The organism is Streptomyces sp. NPDC093071 (assembly GCF_044754545.1).
GTDB lineage: Bacteria > Actinomycetota > Actinomycetes > Streptomycetales > Streptomycetaceae > Streptomyces.
The window spans coordinates 1077391-1091190 of record NZ_JBIVPH010000001.1; the positions used below are offsets into that span (position 1 = coordinate 1077391).

The following is a 13800-nucleotide window of genomic DNA, read 5'->3' on the forward strand; positions in this document are numbered from 1 at the left end:
CCGGGCGCGTCACCCGAGGGCCGCCGCCAGCGGGTGGGACGCGACCATCAGGGCGACGCCCAGCCGGTGCACGGCGAAGCCGGTGCGCCGGGCCCGCATGATGTCGCCGCTCCGGAAGCCGAGCAGGTACTGACGGAGCCTCAGCAGCGAGGCCGGCAGCATCAGGAGGACGAACCACCAGGGGGCGAGGCCCGTCGCGCTCGCGCCCGCGATCGTCAGGAACTCGGCCAGGGACAGCGCGCCGATGAAGCGCGCGTTGCCCCGCTCCGAGACCAGGGCGGCGACGGTCGGACGGCCCACGGCGCGGTCGCCGTCGACGTCGTTGGTGTTCGAGTAGACCCCGAACATCAGCGGGCCGAAGCCGAAGAGGACGGCCTGCACCAGCAGGAACCCGGTGGCCTGCCCGGTGACCATGCCGTACGGCAGGATGACGAGCGCGAAGCCCAGGGCGACCAGGTAGACCTCCTGGAAGCCGTGGTAGCTGAGCTTGACGCCGTAGGAGTACTGGAGGGTCACCACCCACAGGACGACGAGCCCGATCGCGGTCCAGGCCGGGCGGTGCGGCGCGAGGAGCGCGGTGACCGCGAACAGGACGGCGGCGAGGGCGGCGCAGGCCCAGGCGAACCGCAGGGCCTCGGGGACGGTCAGCGTCCCGGCCACCAGCGGCTTGCGCCGCACGTTGCGCAGGGGGTGGTCGGGGCCGTAGTTGGTGATGTCGCTGCCGTCGCGGAAGCCCGTGACGTCGTCGAAGGCGGTCATCGCCATCAGCAGGAGGACCTGCCCGACGAGGAAGACGCCGAAGAGCGCGGCGGTGCGCCCGGTGAGCGCGCCGGCGAGCGACACGACGGCGGAGAGGGCGATGAAGGTGCCCAGGTAGTAGTCGTACACGTCGAGCTTGCCGAGCCGCGCGTAGGTCGCGAGCCTGCCGTCCGTACGGGCGGGGGGCGCGGGCGGTCCGGCGGGGGCGGTGGTCGTCGTGAGCGTGGAGTCGGTCATGTCGCCTCGGTGCGGTTCTCTGGGGTGGGGGGTGTGCTCGGTGGTGCGGCGGGTCGGCGGCCCTGTACGGAGTAGAGGACGCCGGTCGCGGCGGCGAACCCCGGGTCGTGCATCAGCGCGTCCAGCCGGTCGAGTTCGGCGCGCGTGAAGCCGGTGTCCAGCAGGCGGGGCGCGAGCTGGGCGAGGTGGTGGAGCTGGAGGCCGAGCGCCGGTGTGCCGGGGGCGCGCAGCAGCACGTGCGGCCGGATCCGGAGGCCGGTCAGGCCCGCGTCGCGGAGCGCGGCCGCCGCCCGGCGGCCCCAGGTGGGGTCGCCGCCGGAGGCGCGCATCAGGGCGGCCTTGGCGTCGGTGAAGCGGGCGTAGAGCCGGGCGTCGTCCTCGGAGGGCGCCAGCAGGCACGGCTCGTGTCCGGCGTCGAACTCGTCGACCTGGAGGAGCCCGCCGGGCGCCAGGACGCCGGCGAGGCGCCGCAGGACGGCCTGCCGCTCGGGCAGGTGCTGGAGGACCAGGCGGGCCACCACGATGTCGTAACCGCTGCCGGGCAGCGGGTCATTGACGACGTCGTGGGTGAGGACGGTCAGGCCCGGTTCCGGGGTGATGCGGCCCGGTTTGACGTCGGTGGCGGTGACGGTGCCGCCGGGCGAGACGAGCCGGAGGAGGCCGCGGGCGACGCTGCCCGCGCCGGCCCCGATCTCCAGGCAGCGCATCCCGGGGGCCGCGCCCGCCTCCCGGAGGTGACCGAGCGTCAGCGGGTCGAGGGCCGCTTCGAGACTGGCGTGGTGGCGGGCGCTGTGCGGGCTGTCGTTGTCGAAGACGTAGCCGCGGGGGGCGGTGGGGGCCGGGTTCACGTCCAGCGGCCCGTGCCGCAGGTCTCCGTGCTGCCCGTCAGCCGTTCGAGGAGGGGCACGCGCCGGACCTTCCCCGTACCGGTGCGCGGGACCTCGTCCCAGCCGACCACGACGGGGTCGGCGAGCAGTGGCAGGTCCGCGACGGCCGTCTTCCAGCGGGCGGGTTCGAGGACGCCGTCCTCCGTGACGACGACGGGCAGCGGGGCCGCGTCGGGACGGGCGAGGACGACGCACTCCAGGGCCTCGGGCAGCCGGTCCTCCAGGACGTCCTCGGTCCGCAGGCAGCTGAACCCGGGGAGGTGGTCGACCTCCCGGTCGAGCAGCCGGACGCTGCCGTCGCGGGCGATCGTCCCGACGTCCCCGGTGTTCCACCAGCCGTCGTGGACCTTGGCCTCCCAGCGCTCCCGCTCGCCCGGGTAGTCGGGGGCGAGCGCCCGGGTGCGGCACAGGAGCAGGCCGGGGGTGCCCGGGGGCACCGGGCGGAAGGTGTCGGGGTCGACGGCCTTCAGGCGGGTCTTCAGGGGGACGGGCCGGCCGAGGTCGCGCACGGTGGTCGGGGTGCCGTCGGCGGCCCGCGCCACGGAGCGGCGGGTGTGGAAGGCGAAGGTCAGCGGGCCGGTCTCGCTCTGGCCCCAGCCCTGCATCCACAGCGGCCGGCGCCGTGCACTGGCCTGGAGGTAGGAGCGGACGACCGGGGGGTGCACGGCGTCGTAGGTGCTGATGTACGTCCGTACGTCCCGGAAGGGGTTGTCCAGACGCCGGGTCAGCGGGCGCAGCCGTACGTAGCGGGCCGGGAGGGCCTCGACGACGGTGGGCGGGTGGGCGCGCAGCAGCAGGTCGGCCGTCTCGGGGCGGCCGGTGGAGTCGAGGGTGATGTGGCGGGGCGCGCGGACGGGGGCGACGGCGGTCCAGCAGATGGTGCGGCCGTGGGCGTAGGAGCTGGCGTTGAAGAGGGTGTCGTCGCGGCGCAGTCCGATGCGCGGCACCGGCAGGGTCTCGAACCGGGCGAGGTGGTGGACCAGGGTGCGGGTGGTGTGCGCGACCAGTTTGGGCACGCCGGTGGTGCCGCTGGTGTGGACGACGACCAGGGGCGCGTCGTCGTCGCGGGGGTGCGGTCCCGGGTCGGGGTGGCCTGCCAGGTCGTCGATGTGCACGGCGTTGGGCGGGAGTTCGCCGCCGGGGCCGAGGACGACGGTGGTACGGGCCGTCCCGGCCAGGTCGGCCGACGGGTCGCGGCCGAGGACGTCGGGGTCGGTGACCAGGACGCGGGGCGCGCAGCGGTCCAGGAGGACGCGCAGGGCGGCGGGCGGGAGGTGGTCGGAGAGCTTCACGGGGACGGCGCCGGTGCGGACGGCGGCGCAGGCGATCAGGTCGTAGTCCCAGTGGTTGGCCTTGACGATCGCGACGCGTTCGCCGGGTCCGGCCCCGGCGGCGGCGAGCGCGCCCGCCGTCTCCCGTACGAGCAGGGCGAGTTCGGGAACGGTCCACTCGGTGGCGTCGGCCCCGCCCGGGGCCGGGGTGAGGTCGAAGGGGCGGTCGAGGTGGAAGCGGGTGGGGGTCCCGGCGTCGGCGAGCTCGTCGAAGAGGACGCCCAGGTCGTGGGGGGTCATGCGGCGGTCTCCTGCCGGAGGGTGCGGCCCCGGCGCGGGGCGAGGTGGGCGAGAGCGCGGGCGGCGGCGAGCGCGCCCGAGCGGGCGGCGCCCTCGCTGGAGGGGCGGGCGGCGACCCAGTCCCCGGCGTACTCGACGGCGCGGGCCGGGCGGCGCAGGAACGCGCCGCGCAGGGCGAGGGCGCGGGGGGTGAGTTCGGGCATGGCCTGCGGCCAGTGGTGGACGTGGGTGGCGGTGAGGGCCGCGCCGAGCCCCGGCACGTACCGCTCGGCGGCGGCGGTGAGCCGGCGGGCGGCCTCCTCCTCGCCCGCTGCGGCGAGTTCGGGAATGCGGTGCGGGGAGGCGAGCAGGCTGATCAGGCCGCGTCCGGCGGGGGCGCGGTCGGGGCACTTGAGGTGGTCGGCGATGACGCAGGAGAGGACCGGCTCCTCGCACGCGGGGGTGAGCAGCGCGTAGGCGCCGCCGCGCGGGGCGAGCGGCCGGTCGAGGGCGCAGCTGACCTTGTACATGGGCCGGTACGTGGAGGCGGCCGGGTAGCCGGTGGCGTCGGGGTCGGCGCCGTCGGTGAGCCGCAGCGCGACGGGGGCGGGCACGGCGAGGACGACCGCGCGGGCGGTGAGGGCGGTGCCGTCGACGGTGAGCCGGGCGTGGTCGCCGTGGTCGGTGACCTGCTCGACGCGGTGGCCGTAGCGGGTGTCGAGTCCGGCGGCGAGGCGGGTGGCGAGCAGGTCCATGCCGCCGCGGTAGGTGCGCCAGGCGGAGACCGGTCCGACCGCGAGCAGCAGGCCGACCAGGGGGGCGGCGGCGCTGCGGTCGGCGTCCCAGCCGAAGAAGGCCTCGGACAGCGGCCGGAGCAGGTGGTCGTGGAGGCCGGGGTGGTAGCGGCGGGCGGCGGCGGTGACGGTGTCGGCGCCGAGCGGGGTGTCCTCGGGGTGGTCGTGGTCGAGGGCGGCGCGGTTCCGGCCGCTCCAGGCGAGGAAGCGGGCCAGGGAGGGGCGGGCGGCGGGGACGAGTCCGGCGCCGGTGAGCACGGCGCGGGGTTCGCCGACGCCGTTGTGCGGCCGGCCGTCGCGCCAGACGGCCAGGGGGCGGCCGATGCGGGGGACGTCGTCGGGGGTGAGTCCGGCGCGGCGGACGAGCTGCCAGGTGGCGCGGTAGCCCTGGGCGGAGATCTGTTCGGCTCCGGTGTCCATCAGGTAGCCGTCGCGGCGGAGGCTGCGCATCCGGCCGCCGGGGGCGTCGGCGGCTTCGAGGACGCACACCTCGTGGCCGTGGCGGCGCAGTTCGTGGGCGGCGGCGAGGCCGGCGAGTCCGGCGCCGACGACGGCGACGTCGAGGTCAGGGGTCATGCGGGGGTACTCCGTGGGGGCTGGGGGTGGTGGCGCGGGGGTCGTGGTCACCCGCGGGTGCGCAGGGCGTGGGCGCGGACGGCCTCGGTGACGCGCTCGACCTGGGCGTCGGTGAGCCGGTGGTGGACGGGGAGCGACAGCTGCCGGCGGGCGGCGTCCCGGGCGTGCGGCCAGCCGGGGCCGGACGCGGCGGACGCTCCGGTCGCGACGGGGGCGAAGGCGGCCTGGTCGGGCAGGGTCTTCGGGTAGTAGACGTGGGTGTCGACGCCCTCGGCGGACAGGTGGTCGCGCAGGGCGTCCCGGTCGTCGGCGAGCAGCGTGTAGACGTAGTAGCAGCGTCCGTCGGTGCCGGGCGGCGGGGTGGTGACGCCGGGCAGGCCGGTGAGGTGCTCGGTGTAGTGGGCAGCGATGCGGGCGCGGCGTTCCAGCCGGGCGTCGAGGCCGGGGAGGCGGTGCAGCTGGAAGGCGGCCTGGATCTCGTCGAAGCGGCTGTTGACGCCGATCACGTGGTGCAGGCCGCGGTGGACGCCGTCCTGGCCGTGGTTGCGGAGCATACGGACCCGGTGGCCGGTCTCCTCGTCCCGGGTGACGACGGCGCCGCCCTCGCCGGGCATTCCGAACGACTTGACCTGCACGAAGGAGTAGAGCCCGGCGTCCCCCCACAGCCCGGCGGGCGTGCCGTCGAGGACGGCGCCCTGGGCGACGGCGGAGTCCTCGACCAGGCGCAGCCCCTCGGCGGCGGCCAGGGCGGTGAAGCGGGGCATGTCGGCCATGACGGAGAACATGTGGGCGGGCATCAGCGCCTTGGTACGGGGGGTGACGCGGGCCCGCGCGTCCTCGGGGTCGAGGGTGAGCGTGCGGGGGTCGACGTCGCCGAAGACGGGGACGGCGCCGGTGTGCAGGACGGCGGCGGCGAGCGGGGCGCAGCCGAGCGCGGGCACCACGACCTCGTCGCCGGGGCCGACCCCGAGGGCGGTGAGGATCAGGTGGAGGGCGGAGGTCCCGCTGGAACAGGCGACCACGTCGGCGGCACCGAGCCGGCCCCGCAGGGCCTCCTCGAACCGGCGGGTCCGGTCGCCCAGGATGAACTTCTGCTCCGCACCGGTCCCGATCTCGTGGAGCAGCCGCAGGAGCGTGTCGCGGTCCTCGTGGAAGAGGTCGGGCGGAAAGAAGGGGACACGGTCACCGGTCGCGGGACCCGAGCCGGGGGCGGGGCCCGAGCCGGGGGCGGTGCGGGGGCCTGGTGCCGGGTGGGGTTCGGGTGCCGTGCGGGGGCCGGAATCCGTGCGGAGACCCGAGTCCGCGCGAGGCCCTGGTGCCGTGCCGAGGCCGGAGGCCGTGTCGGAGCCGGTGCCGGGGGCGTCGGCCGGGCCGAAGCCGAAGTCGGAGGTCGGGCCGGTGCCGGGCGCGGGGCCGGTGCCGGGCGCGGTTTCCGCCCCCGTACCGGAATCCCCGCCGACGTCGGGGGCCGTGCCCGCCCCCGTACCGAAGTCCGCCCCCGTGCCGGATTCCCTACCGTCCCCGTTCCCGGCGGGCAGGCCGTGCGTGCTGGTCGTGGTCATGCGGGGACGCTCCCGGTGTGGAAGGCGCGGACGGTCGCGCAGACGTGGTCGACCTCCGCCTCGGTGAGGTCGGCGTAGAGCGGCAGGGCGAGGGCGCGGCCGGCGGCGGCCTCGGCGGCGGGGAAGTCGCCGGGTCGGTGGCCGAGTCCGGCGAAGCAGGGCTGGAGGTGCAGGGGCCGGGGGTAGTACGTCTCGGTGCCGATGCCCCGTTCCTGGAGGTGGGCGGCGAGCGCGTCGCGCCGCTCGGTCTCGATCAGGTAGACGTAGAAGACCTCGTCGGGGGCGCCGGTGACGGCGGGCAGCCGGGTGATGCCGGGCGTCCCCCGCAGCCCCTCGTCGTAGCGCCGGGCCAGGACCGCGCGGTGGCGGACGTCCTCGTCGAGGACGGCGAGCTTGGCGAGCAGGACGGCGGCCTGGAGGTCGTCCATCTTGCTGTTGTGGCCGGCGTACAGGGTCTCGTGGGAGATGCCGGGGAAGTGGGCGAGGGTGCGGCCCGTCCGGCCGTGGTGGCGCAGCGCGGCCACCCGGTCGGCGAGGTCCGGGTCGTCGGTGAGGACGGCCCCGGCGTCGCCGAGCGCGCCCAGGGTCTTGCTGGGGAAGAACGAGAGGACTCCGCCGCGTCCGTGCAGTCCGGCGTGGACGCCGTGCTGCCTCATGCCGATGCCCTCGGCGCTGTCCTCCACGAGCGTCAGTCCGCGGTCGGCGGCGAAGGCGGTGAGCGCCGTCATGTCGGCCATGCGGCAGAAGAGGTGGACCGGCATCACGAACCGGGCGCCGTCCGCCGCGTCCCCGATCCGGCCGGGGTCCATGGCGTACGTGTCGGGGTCGACGTCGGTGAAGACGGGCACCCCGCCGGCCAGGACGACGGAGGTGGCGGTGGCGACGAAGGAGTACGCGGGGACCAGGACCCGGTCCCCGGGGCGCAGCCCGCACGCCTTCAGGAGCAGGACCAGGGCGTCGGTGCCGCTGTTGACCCCGATCACGTGCCGGGCCCCGGTGTACTGCGCGAGGGCCTCTTCGAGGCGGCCGACCTGCCGGGAATGCGAGAACTTGCCGTCGGCGAAAATCTCGTCCAACCCGGCCCGGAGGTCCGGCCAGATCTTTTCGAACGTCTTCGCCTGGGAGAAAAAGGGAATGCTGGATGACGTCACGCGGAAACAATTCTTCTCGGCCGACGGCACGCCGGTGTCAACTGAGGTCAGGACGGCGGCCCGAGAGAATACGAGGGCGGGCCGGACCCCGCCTTCGGGAAGTCTGCCCGGTGAATCTAACAGCCGGAAGAATGAAGTCTCTGAATCCCAAAGGAACTTCATACTTTCCGGTGACAACACCTCTGATTTCCTTGACCGGTGTCGCGCGTTCCGGCGAGATTCTTCGCCGCGCCCGTCCGAACCACGGGATCCGAACCACGGGATGGAACAACCGTATGAAACAGCCCCCGATCCGGCAGCCCCTGATCGTCGGACTGGGCCGTTCCGGTGCCGGGTTGCACCTGCGGGCCCTGCGGACCGCGCTCGACCGGTCGCCGGACGCGTGGCGGGGGCCGGTGGTCGCCGTCGACCCCCGGCCCGGGGAGCGGGCCCCGGTGCCGGACGGGGTCACCGTGACGCCGTCCCTGGAGGAGGCGCGGGCGCTGCTGCCCCCCGGGCACGCGGTCGTCCACGTCTGCACGCCGCCCGCCGCCCGGCTCGCCGTCCTCACCGAGCTGTGCGAGGCGGGCTACCGCGACCTGATCGTGGAGAAGCCGCTCGTCGCGGGCGCCGGGGAGCTGGCCGCCGTGGCGGAGCTGCGCGCCCGCCACGGGCTGCGGCTCGCGGTGGTGGCGCACTGGCCCGCCTCCGCCCTCGCCGGACGGCTGCGCGACCTGATCGACCCGGCCGGATCGACGGGCCCGGGTGGATCGACGGACCCCGGCGGCCCGGCCCGACCGGGCGGCCTGGGCCGTCTGCTCCGCGTCGACGTCACCCAGCACAAGCCGCGCTTCACCCGCTCGCTGCGCACCGACGACGGCCACCCCACCGCGTTCGACGTCGAGCTGCCGCACTCCCTCGGCCTGGTCCTCTCCCTGGCCGGACCGGCCGAGACGACCAGGGCCCGGCTGACCGACCTGCGGATCGGGGAGGCGGTCCGCCCCGGGCTCGGTTCCGCGCTGCTCGAACTGCGGCACGCGAACGGGGTGCGCAGCCGCCTCTTCTCCGACCTGACCGCGCCCGTACGGGAGCGCAGGGCCCTCTTCGCCTTCGAACGCGGCACCGCCGTCGCCCACTTCGCCCCGAGCGACGCCGACGACCACGTCCAGCTCGTCGTGGACGGGGAGCGCGAGGTGTTCCGCGACGACGCCCTGACCGCGTTCCTGCGGCGCGCCTACGCCCGGTTCGCCGACGTCCCGGCCGAGGACCCGTCCTGGGCCGAGGACTTCGCCCTGCACGCCGACGTGGTCCGGCTCCTCGACGAGGCCAAGCGGCGCTGCGCGGAAACGGTCCCCGGCGCCCGGCGCGAGGAGGCCCCCCGTGTCGCGACCCCGTGACCTGACCGGCCGGATCACCGGCATCGGCGACGAGGCGGCCCCCGGCCTGGCCGGGCAGATCGCCGTCGCCCGCGAACTGGGCTGGACCGCCCTTGAGTTGCGCTCCCTGGACGGCACGGCCCTCGCCGACCTGACCGAGCCGGCCGTACGGGAGGCCGCCGGGCTGCTGCACGCGGCGGGCCTCGGCGTGGTCTGCCTCGACTCCCGGATCGGCAACTGGGCCCGCCCGGTCACCGGCCCCTTCTCCGCCGACCTGGAGGAGCTGGAGCGGCTCGCCGCGTACGGCAGGATCCTGGGCTGCCGCAGCCTGCGGGTCATGTCGTGGACCGACGGCGGGCTGCCCGAGGAGGCGTGGGCGGAGGAGGCGATCGACCGGATGCGCCGGCTCGCCCGCCGGGCGGAGGCGCTCGGCGTCGAGCTGCTCCACGAGAACTGCGCGGGCTGGGCGGGCTCCGACGCCTCCCGGACGCTCCGGCTCCTCACCGAGGTGGACAGCCCGGCGCTCCGCGTCCTGTTCGACACCGGCAACGGCGTCCCGTACGGGTACGACGCCCTCGCCCTCCTCCGGGAGCTGCTGCCGCACGTCGCGCACGTCCACGTGAAGGACGCGCTGCCCGGCGACCGGCCCGGCGAGGCCGTCTACACCCTGCCCGGGGAGGGCGCCGCCCGGGTCGCCGACTGCGTAAGCCTGTTGGAGGAGCACGGCTACCGGGGGGCGTACGCGCTCGAACCCCATCTGGCGGTGGTGCCGCACGAAGGGGTGCGGAGCGAGGACCCGGCCGGGCCCTTCGTACGGGCGGCCCGCCGGCTGGCCGCCCTGCCGCTGCCCGCCCCGGCCGCCGTACCGCGTCCCTCGTCACCGGACCGGCCGCGTCCGGCCGCCGTCGACACGGGTCTGCTGCTGCACCTGCTGCACACGCCCACGGCGGGCCCGCTGGAGACCGGTCCCGGCGCGCCCCATCTGACGGCGGCCGCCCTGCGCTCGTACGCGACGGCGGCGGAGCGGCTCGGGTTCGGGACCGTGCGCCTCGGCGCCCCGGACCCCTCGGCGGTCCTGCGCGACGACACCCCGGCGCCCGTGCGGCGCGCGGTCGCCGCCGATCCGGCGTTCCTGGCGGGGCAGCCGAGCCTGGTGCTGCGGCTCGGGCCCGCGCTGCCCCGGGAGCGCACGGTGATGTTCAACGTGCACCTGGACACCGTCGCCGGGGGCGAGCCGCCCGCGTTCGACGGGGTCCGGTTCACCGGCCGGGGCGCGGTGGACGCCAAGGGGCCCGCCGTGGCGCTGCTCGCCGGTGTCGCGGCCGCCGCCCGGGACTGTCCGGCCGTCGGCCGGGACGTCGCGGTGCTCGTGCAGGCGGTGGCGGGCGAGGAGGGCGGGGCGCTCGGCACCTTCGGCACCCGGCCGCTCGTGGAGGCGGGACACACGGGCCGGCTCAACGTGTTCTGCGAGCCGACGGGGCTGCGCCACCTGCCCCGGGCGACGGCCGCTGCCACCGCCCGGATCGCGGTCGACGGCGAGGACTCCGTGGACGACCGGCCGGAGGCCGGGCACAACGCCACCGTCCTCCTCGGCTTCCTCGCCCAGCACCTGGCGGCCGCCCTCGGCCGGGAGGCGTCCGGCGGGCCGCCGTTCACCGTCTGCGTGGCCGGGCTGCACACCGGCACGCTGCACAACAAGGTGCACGGCTCCGGGAGTCTGCTGCTCAACCTGGCGTACGCCACGGCCGACGCCGGAGCCGCCGCCGAACGGGCGCTCGTCCGGGCCCTCGACGAGGGGCTGCGGGAGTTCACCGCCCGGTTCTCCGGCACGCCGCCGTTCGCGCGGACGGCGGCCGACGCGGCCCGGATCACCCGCCTGGAGTGGGAGAAGCGCGGTCTGCCCGCGCTCGGGCCCCAGCCGGAGTGGGGCGAGAAGCTCCTCGCGGAGGCGGGCGTCGACCGGTGGCCGGACGACGAACCGGCCTTCACCTGCGACGCGATCTGGGCGGAGGGCCTGCCGGACGCCTTCACCACGGTCTTCGGACCGGGCTCCCTCGACGCCAACCGGGCCCACGCGGCGGGCGAGTTTGTGGACCTGGCCGACCTGGAGGCGTTCGCGGACCGCACCGCCGCGCTGCTCACCGCCTTCGCCGACGACGTACGACGGCACGACGGGGCCCGTCCCGCCGTGCCGGTACCGCCACCGACCGGCCTCACCGAGAAAGCAGGAACCGCATGACGTCCACGCTGCCCGACGGCGCCGCACCCCGGAGCGACGCACGGAGGGAGGTGACGGTCCCGTACGGGGTGCTGCTCGGCGAGACCGCCGCCTGCTTCGTCCGGCTCGGGGTCCCCGAGGCCCGGGCCCGGCTCGCCGCCGAGGCGCTCTGCTACGGCGACCTGACCGGCATGGACTCGCACGGCGTGTTCAACCTGGGCCGGCTCTACCGGCCGCTCCTGGAGTCCGGCGGCGCCGATCCGGCCGCCGAGCCGGAGGTCCTGCGCGACCTGGGGGCCTGTGTGCTCCTGGACCACCGGCGGGCGCTCGGCCTGTGGGCCGCTTCGGAGGCGATGGACCTCGCGGCGGAGCGGGCGGCCCGCCACGGCATCGGGCTCGTGTCGGTGCGGGGCGCCACCCACTTCGGCTGCGCGGGCGTCCACGCGCGGCGGGCCGCCGACCGGGGCATGGTCGGCGTGGTGGCCTCCAACTGCGGCGGCCAGCGCATCGCCCGTCCGCCGCTCGGCGCGGCGGCCCTGCTCGGGACCAATCCGCTGAGCGTGGCGGCCCCGGCGGTGGAGGGACGCCCGTTCGTCCTCGACATGAGCACCACCGTCGTCCCCACCGGCCGGGTCCGCACCGCCGCCAGGGACGGCCGCGAGGCGCCCGAGGGGTGGCTCACCGACGACGCCGGGCGCCCAGTGCGGGACGCGGCCGCCTACGACCGGGGCGAGGCCTGGCTGGGCTGGCTGGGCGGCACCCCGGCGACCGGCGCCTTCAAGGGGTTCGGCCTCGGCCTCGCCGTGGAGTTGCTCGCCGCCGTGCTGCCCGGGGCCGCCACCGGGCCCGCCCCGGCCGCCCTCGAAGGAGACGGCAGGCCGGGCGGCAGCGACGACGACATCGGCTTCCTCGTCCTGGCGATCGCCCCCGACGCGCTGCGCGACGGCTTCGCCGGGGACGCCCGGGAGGTGTTCGGGACGGTACTGGACTGTCCTCCGCTGCCGGGACGGGACCCGGTCCGCTACCCGGGCCACGGAGAGGCCGAACGCGCCGAGCGGCGGCGCGCGTCGGGCGTCCCGCTGCCCGCCCCGCTCCACGCCGAGCTGACCGCCCTCGGCCTGCGCCTGCCGGCCGTTCCGGTCGTCCCGGTCGCCCAGGTCGTCCCGGGGGAGGACCGATGACGCCGACCGCCGGAGGGCGCACCGGAGACGGCCCGCCCCTGCGCCTGGGGATCGCCGGGCTCGGGGTGATCTCCCGCTTCTACCTGGCGGCGGCCGAGCGGCTGCCCGGGTGGGAGGTGGCCGCGGTCTGCGACCTGCGCGAGGAGGCCCTCGCCCCGTACCGCGGCCGGTTCGCCTGCCACACCGGCCACCGGGAGCTGCTCGCCTCCGGACACCTGGACGCCCTGGTCGTGGCCGTGCCCAACCACGCGCACGCCGAGGTGTGCGCGGACGCGCTGCGGGCCGGCGTGCCGGTGTGCGTGGAGAAGCCGCTCGCCCTGGACCCGGCGGACGGGCGGCGGCTCGCCGCGCTGTCCCGGGAGCACGGCGTCCCGCTGTTCACGGCGTTCCACCGCCGCTACAACGACCGCGTCCTGGACCTCCTGGAGCGGCTGCCGCCGCCGGGCGCGCCGGTGCGGGTGGAGTCCGTGCGGGTGCGGTACCTGGAGCGGATCGAGGAGCACATCGGCGCGGACACCTGGTACCTGGACCCGGCCCGCTGCGGCGGCGGCTGCGTCGCGGACAACGGGCCCAACGCCTTCGACCTCGTACGGCTGTTGCTGGGCGAGCGGCCCTCGGAGGTCGTCGCCGTCGAGGTGGTCCGGGACGCGGCCGGCACCGACCGGCAGGCCGTGATCGAGCTGGCCGGTCCGGACGGGCGGGGCCGGGGGCGGGTGGAGCTGGACTGGTCGTACCCCGGGGAGGTGAAGGACGTGCTCGTGCGCCTCAGCGACGGCACCGAGCTGGGCGCGGACATGCTGGACGGCCGCCCCGGCTTCAAGGAGTCGCTGTGGCACGAGTACGAGGGCGTGCTGCGCGACGTGGCCCGGCTGCGCGACCTGCCCGATCCCTCGCGGGCCGTCGAGGGCGGTCTGGCCGCGCTCGAACTGGTCGCCGCCGTCTACGCGGCGGAGGCCGCCGCCGGTCCGCCCCGGCCCCGTACCCCCCGTGCACCGCACGCCGCCCGTCGATCGGAGTCCCGGTGACCTCCTCCCCCGCCCTCCCCTCGGCCCCGCCCTCCCTGGACTCGGGCCGGCACGAGAACGGCGCCAAGCGCGCGGTGCGCGGGACCCTGGTGAAGGTGCTGCTGCACGAACGCACGGACCGGGGGATGGAGTTGGAGCCGTTCGCGGCCCGGTGCGTGCGCCGGGGCGAGGTGCACGAGCTGCTCACGACCGACCGGTGGACCGACGTGCCGGGCGCCCGGGTGGACCGGGTCGGCTTCCTCGGCTTCGTGGAGCTGGAGCTGGGCGGGGTCGTCGACCGGGGGGACGCGGTCCTGATCGGCGGGGAGCCGGTGGGCACCGTGCTCGGTTTCGACGGCTGCCACCTGCCCAACCACTACAACATCGTGATCCACGCGCCCCGGCTGCTGACCGGCCGGTCCCTGGCCCTGGCGCCGGAGACCCCGGTGGTCTTCGCGCCCGCGGACTGACGGCGCACGCGCCGAGGCGGGGGGGGGGGGGGCCCCCCCCCGGGGGGGGGGGGGGC

11 protein-coding genes are annotated in these 13800 nt (G+C 76.4%); 5 read left to right on the plus strand and 6 right to left on the minus strand.

Annotated features, from left to right (window positions below):
• Nucleotides 1-9: 9 nt before the first annotated feature.
• The 6 genes from ACIQD7_RS04485 to ACIQD7_RS04510 are packed head-to-tail and all read right to left on the minus strand — an operon-like array spanning nucleotide 10 to nucleotide 7441.
• On the minus strand, nucleotides 10-996 hold the full coding sequence (locus ACIQD7_RS04485) for a UbiA family prenyltransferase (RefSeq protein ID WP_402439290.1): 987 nt from the start codon (nucleotides 994-996) through the stop codon (nucleotides 10-12).
• A complete protein-coding gene (locus tag ACIQD7_RS04490) occupies nucleotides 993-1844 on the minus strand; it encodes a class I SAM-dependent methyltransferase (protein ID WP_402439292.1) in 852 nt (283 codons plus the stop codon). Before ACIQD7_RS04490 ends, ACIQD7_RS04485 begins: the two co-directional genes overlap by 4 nt.
• A complete protein-coding gene (locus ACIQD7_RS04495) occupies nucleotides 1841-3454 on the minus strand; it encodes an AMP-binding protein (protein WP_402439294.1) in 1614 nt (537 codons plus the stop codon). Before ACIQD7_RS04495 ends, ACIQD7_RS04490 begins: the two co-directional genes overlap by 4 nt.
• On the minus strand, nucleotides 3451-4803 hold the full coding sequence (locus ACIQD7_RS04500) for a protoporphyrinogen/coproporphyrinogen oxidase (RefSeq protein WP_402439296.1): 1353 nt from the start codon (nucleotides 4801-4803) through the stop codon (nucleotides 3451-3453). Before ACIQD7_RS04500 ends, ACIQD7_RS04495 begins: the two co-directional genes overlap by 4 nt.
• 47 nt (nucleotides 4804-4850) lie before the next feature.
• Nucleotides 4851-6365 carry a DegT/DnrJ/EryC1/StrS family aminotransferase gene (locus tag ACIQD7_RS04505; protein ID WP_402439298.1) on the minus strand — a complete coding sequence of 505 codons (1515 nt, stop codon included), beginning with the start codon at nucleotides 6363-6365 and terminating at the stop codon, nucleotides 4851-4853.
• Entirely contained in the window at nucleotides 6362-7441 is a 1080-nt protein-coding gene (locus ACIQD7_RS04510) for a DegT/DnrJ/EryC1/StrS family aminotransferase (protein ID WP_373682769.1), read from the minus strand. The genes ACIQD7_RS04505 and ACIQD7_RS04510 overlap by 4 nt, the downstream gene beginning before the upstream one ends.
• Nucleotides 7442-7791: 350 nt before the next feature.
• On the opposite strand from ACIQD7_RS04510, the gene ACIQD7_RS04515 reads away from it, so the two are divergent.
• From ACIQD7_RS04515 to ACIQD7_RS04535, 5 genes are read left to right on the plus strand one after another with little or no spacing between them, the layout of a single operon-like run.
• On the plus strand, nucleotides 7792-8892 hold the full coding sequence (locus ACIQD7_RS04515; protein WP_402439299.1) for a Gfo/Idh/MocA family oxidoreductase: 1101 nt from the start codon (nucleotides 7792-7794) through the stop codon (nucleotides 8890-8892).
• Nucleotides 8876-11110, plus strand: a complete 2235-nt coding sequence (locus ACIQD7_RS04520; protein ID WP_402439301.1) for a M20/M25/M40 family metallo-hydrolase — start codon at nucleotides 8876-8878, stop codon at nucleotides 11108-11110. Before ACIQD7_RS04515 ends, ACIQD7_RS04520 begins: the two co-directional genes overlap by 17 nt.
• The gene (locus tag ACIQD7_RS04525; protein ID WP_402439303.1) at nucleotides 11107-12270 is read left to right on the plus strand and encodes an Ldh family oxidoreductase; all 1164 of its coding nucleotides are present in this window, start codon (nucleotides 11107-11109) and stop codon (nucleotides 12268-12270) included. Before ACIQD7_RS04520 ends, ACIQD7_RS04525 begins: the two co-directional genes overlap by 4 nt.
• Nucleotides 12267-13295: a Gfo/Idh/MocA family protein gene (locus ACIQD7_RS04530; protein WP_402439305.1), complete on the plus strand. Its 1029-nt coding sequence runs from the start codon at nucleotides 12267-12269 to the stop codon at nucleotides 13293-13295. The genes ACIQD7_RS04525 and ACIQD7_RS04530 overlap by 4 nt, the downstream gene beginning before the upstream one ends.
• Nucleotides 13292-13744 (plus strand): DUF6917 domain-containing protein, encoded by a 453-nt coding sequence (locus tag ACIQD7_RS04535; RefSeq protein ID WP_240450039.1) that lies wholly within the window; start codon nucleotides 13292-13294, stop codon nucleotides 13742-13744. The genes ACIQD7_RS04530 and ACIQD7_RS04535 overlap by 4 nt, the downstream gene beginning before the upstream one ends.
• Nucleotides 13745-13800 lie beyond the last annotated feature (56 nt).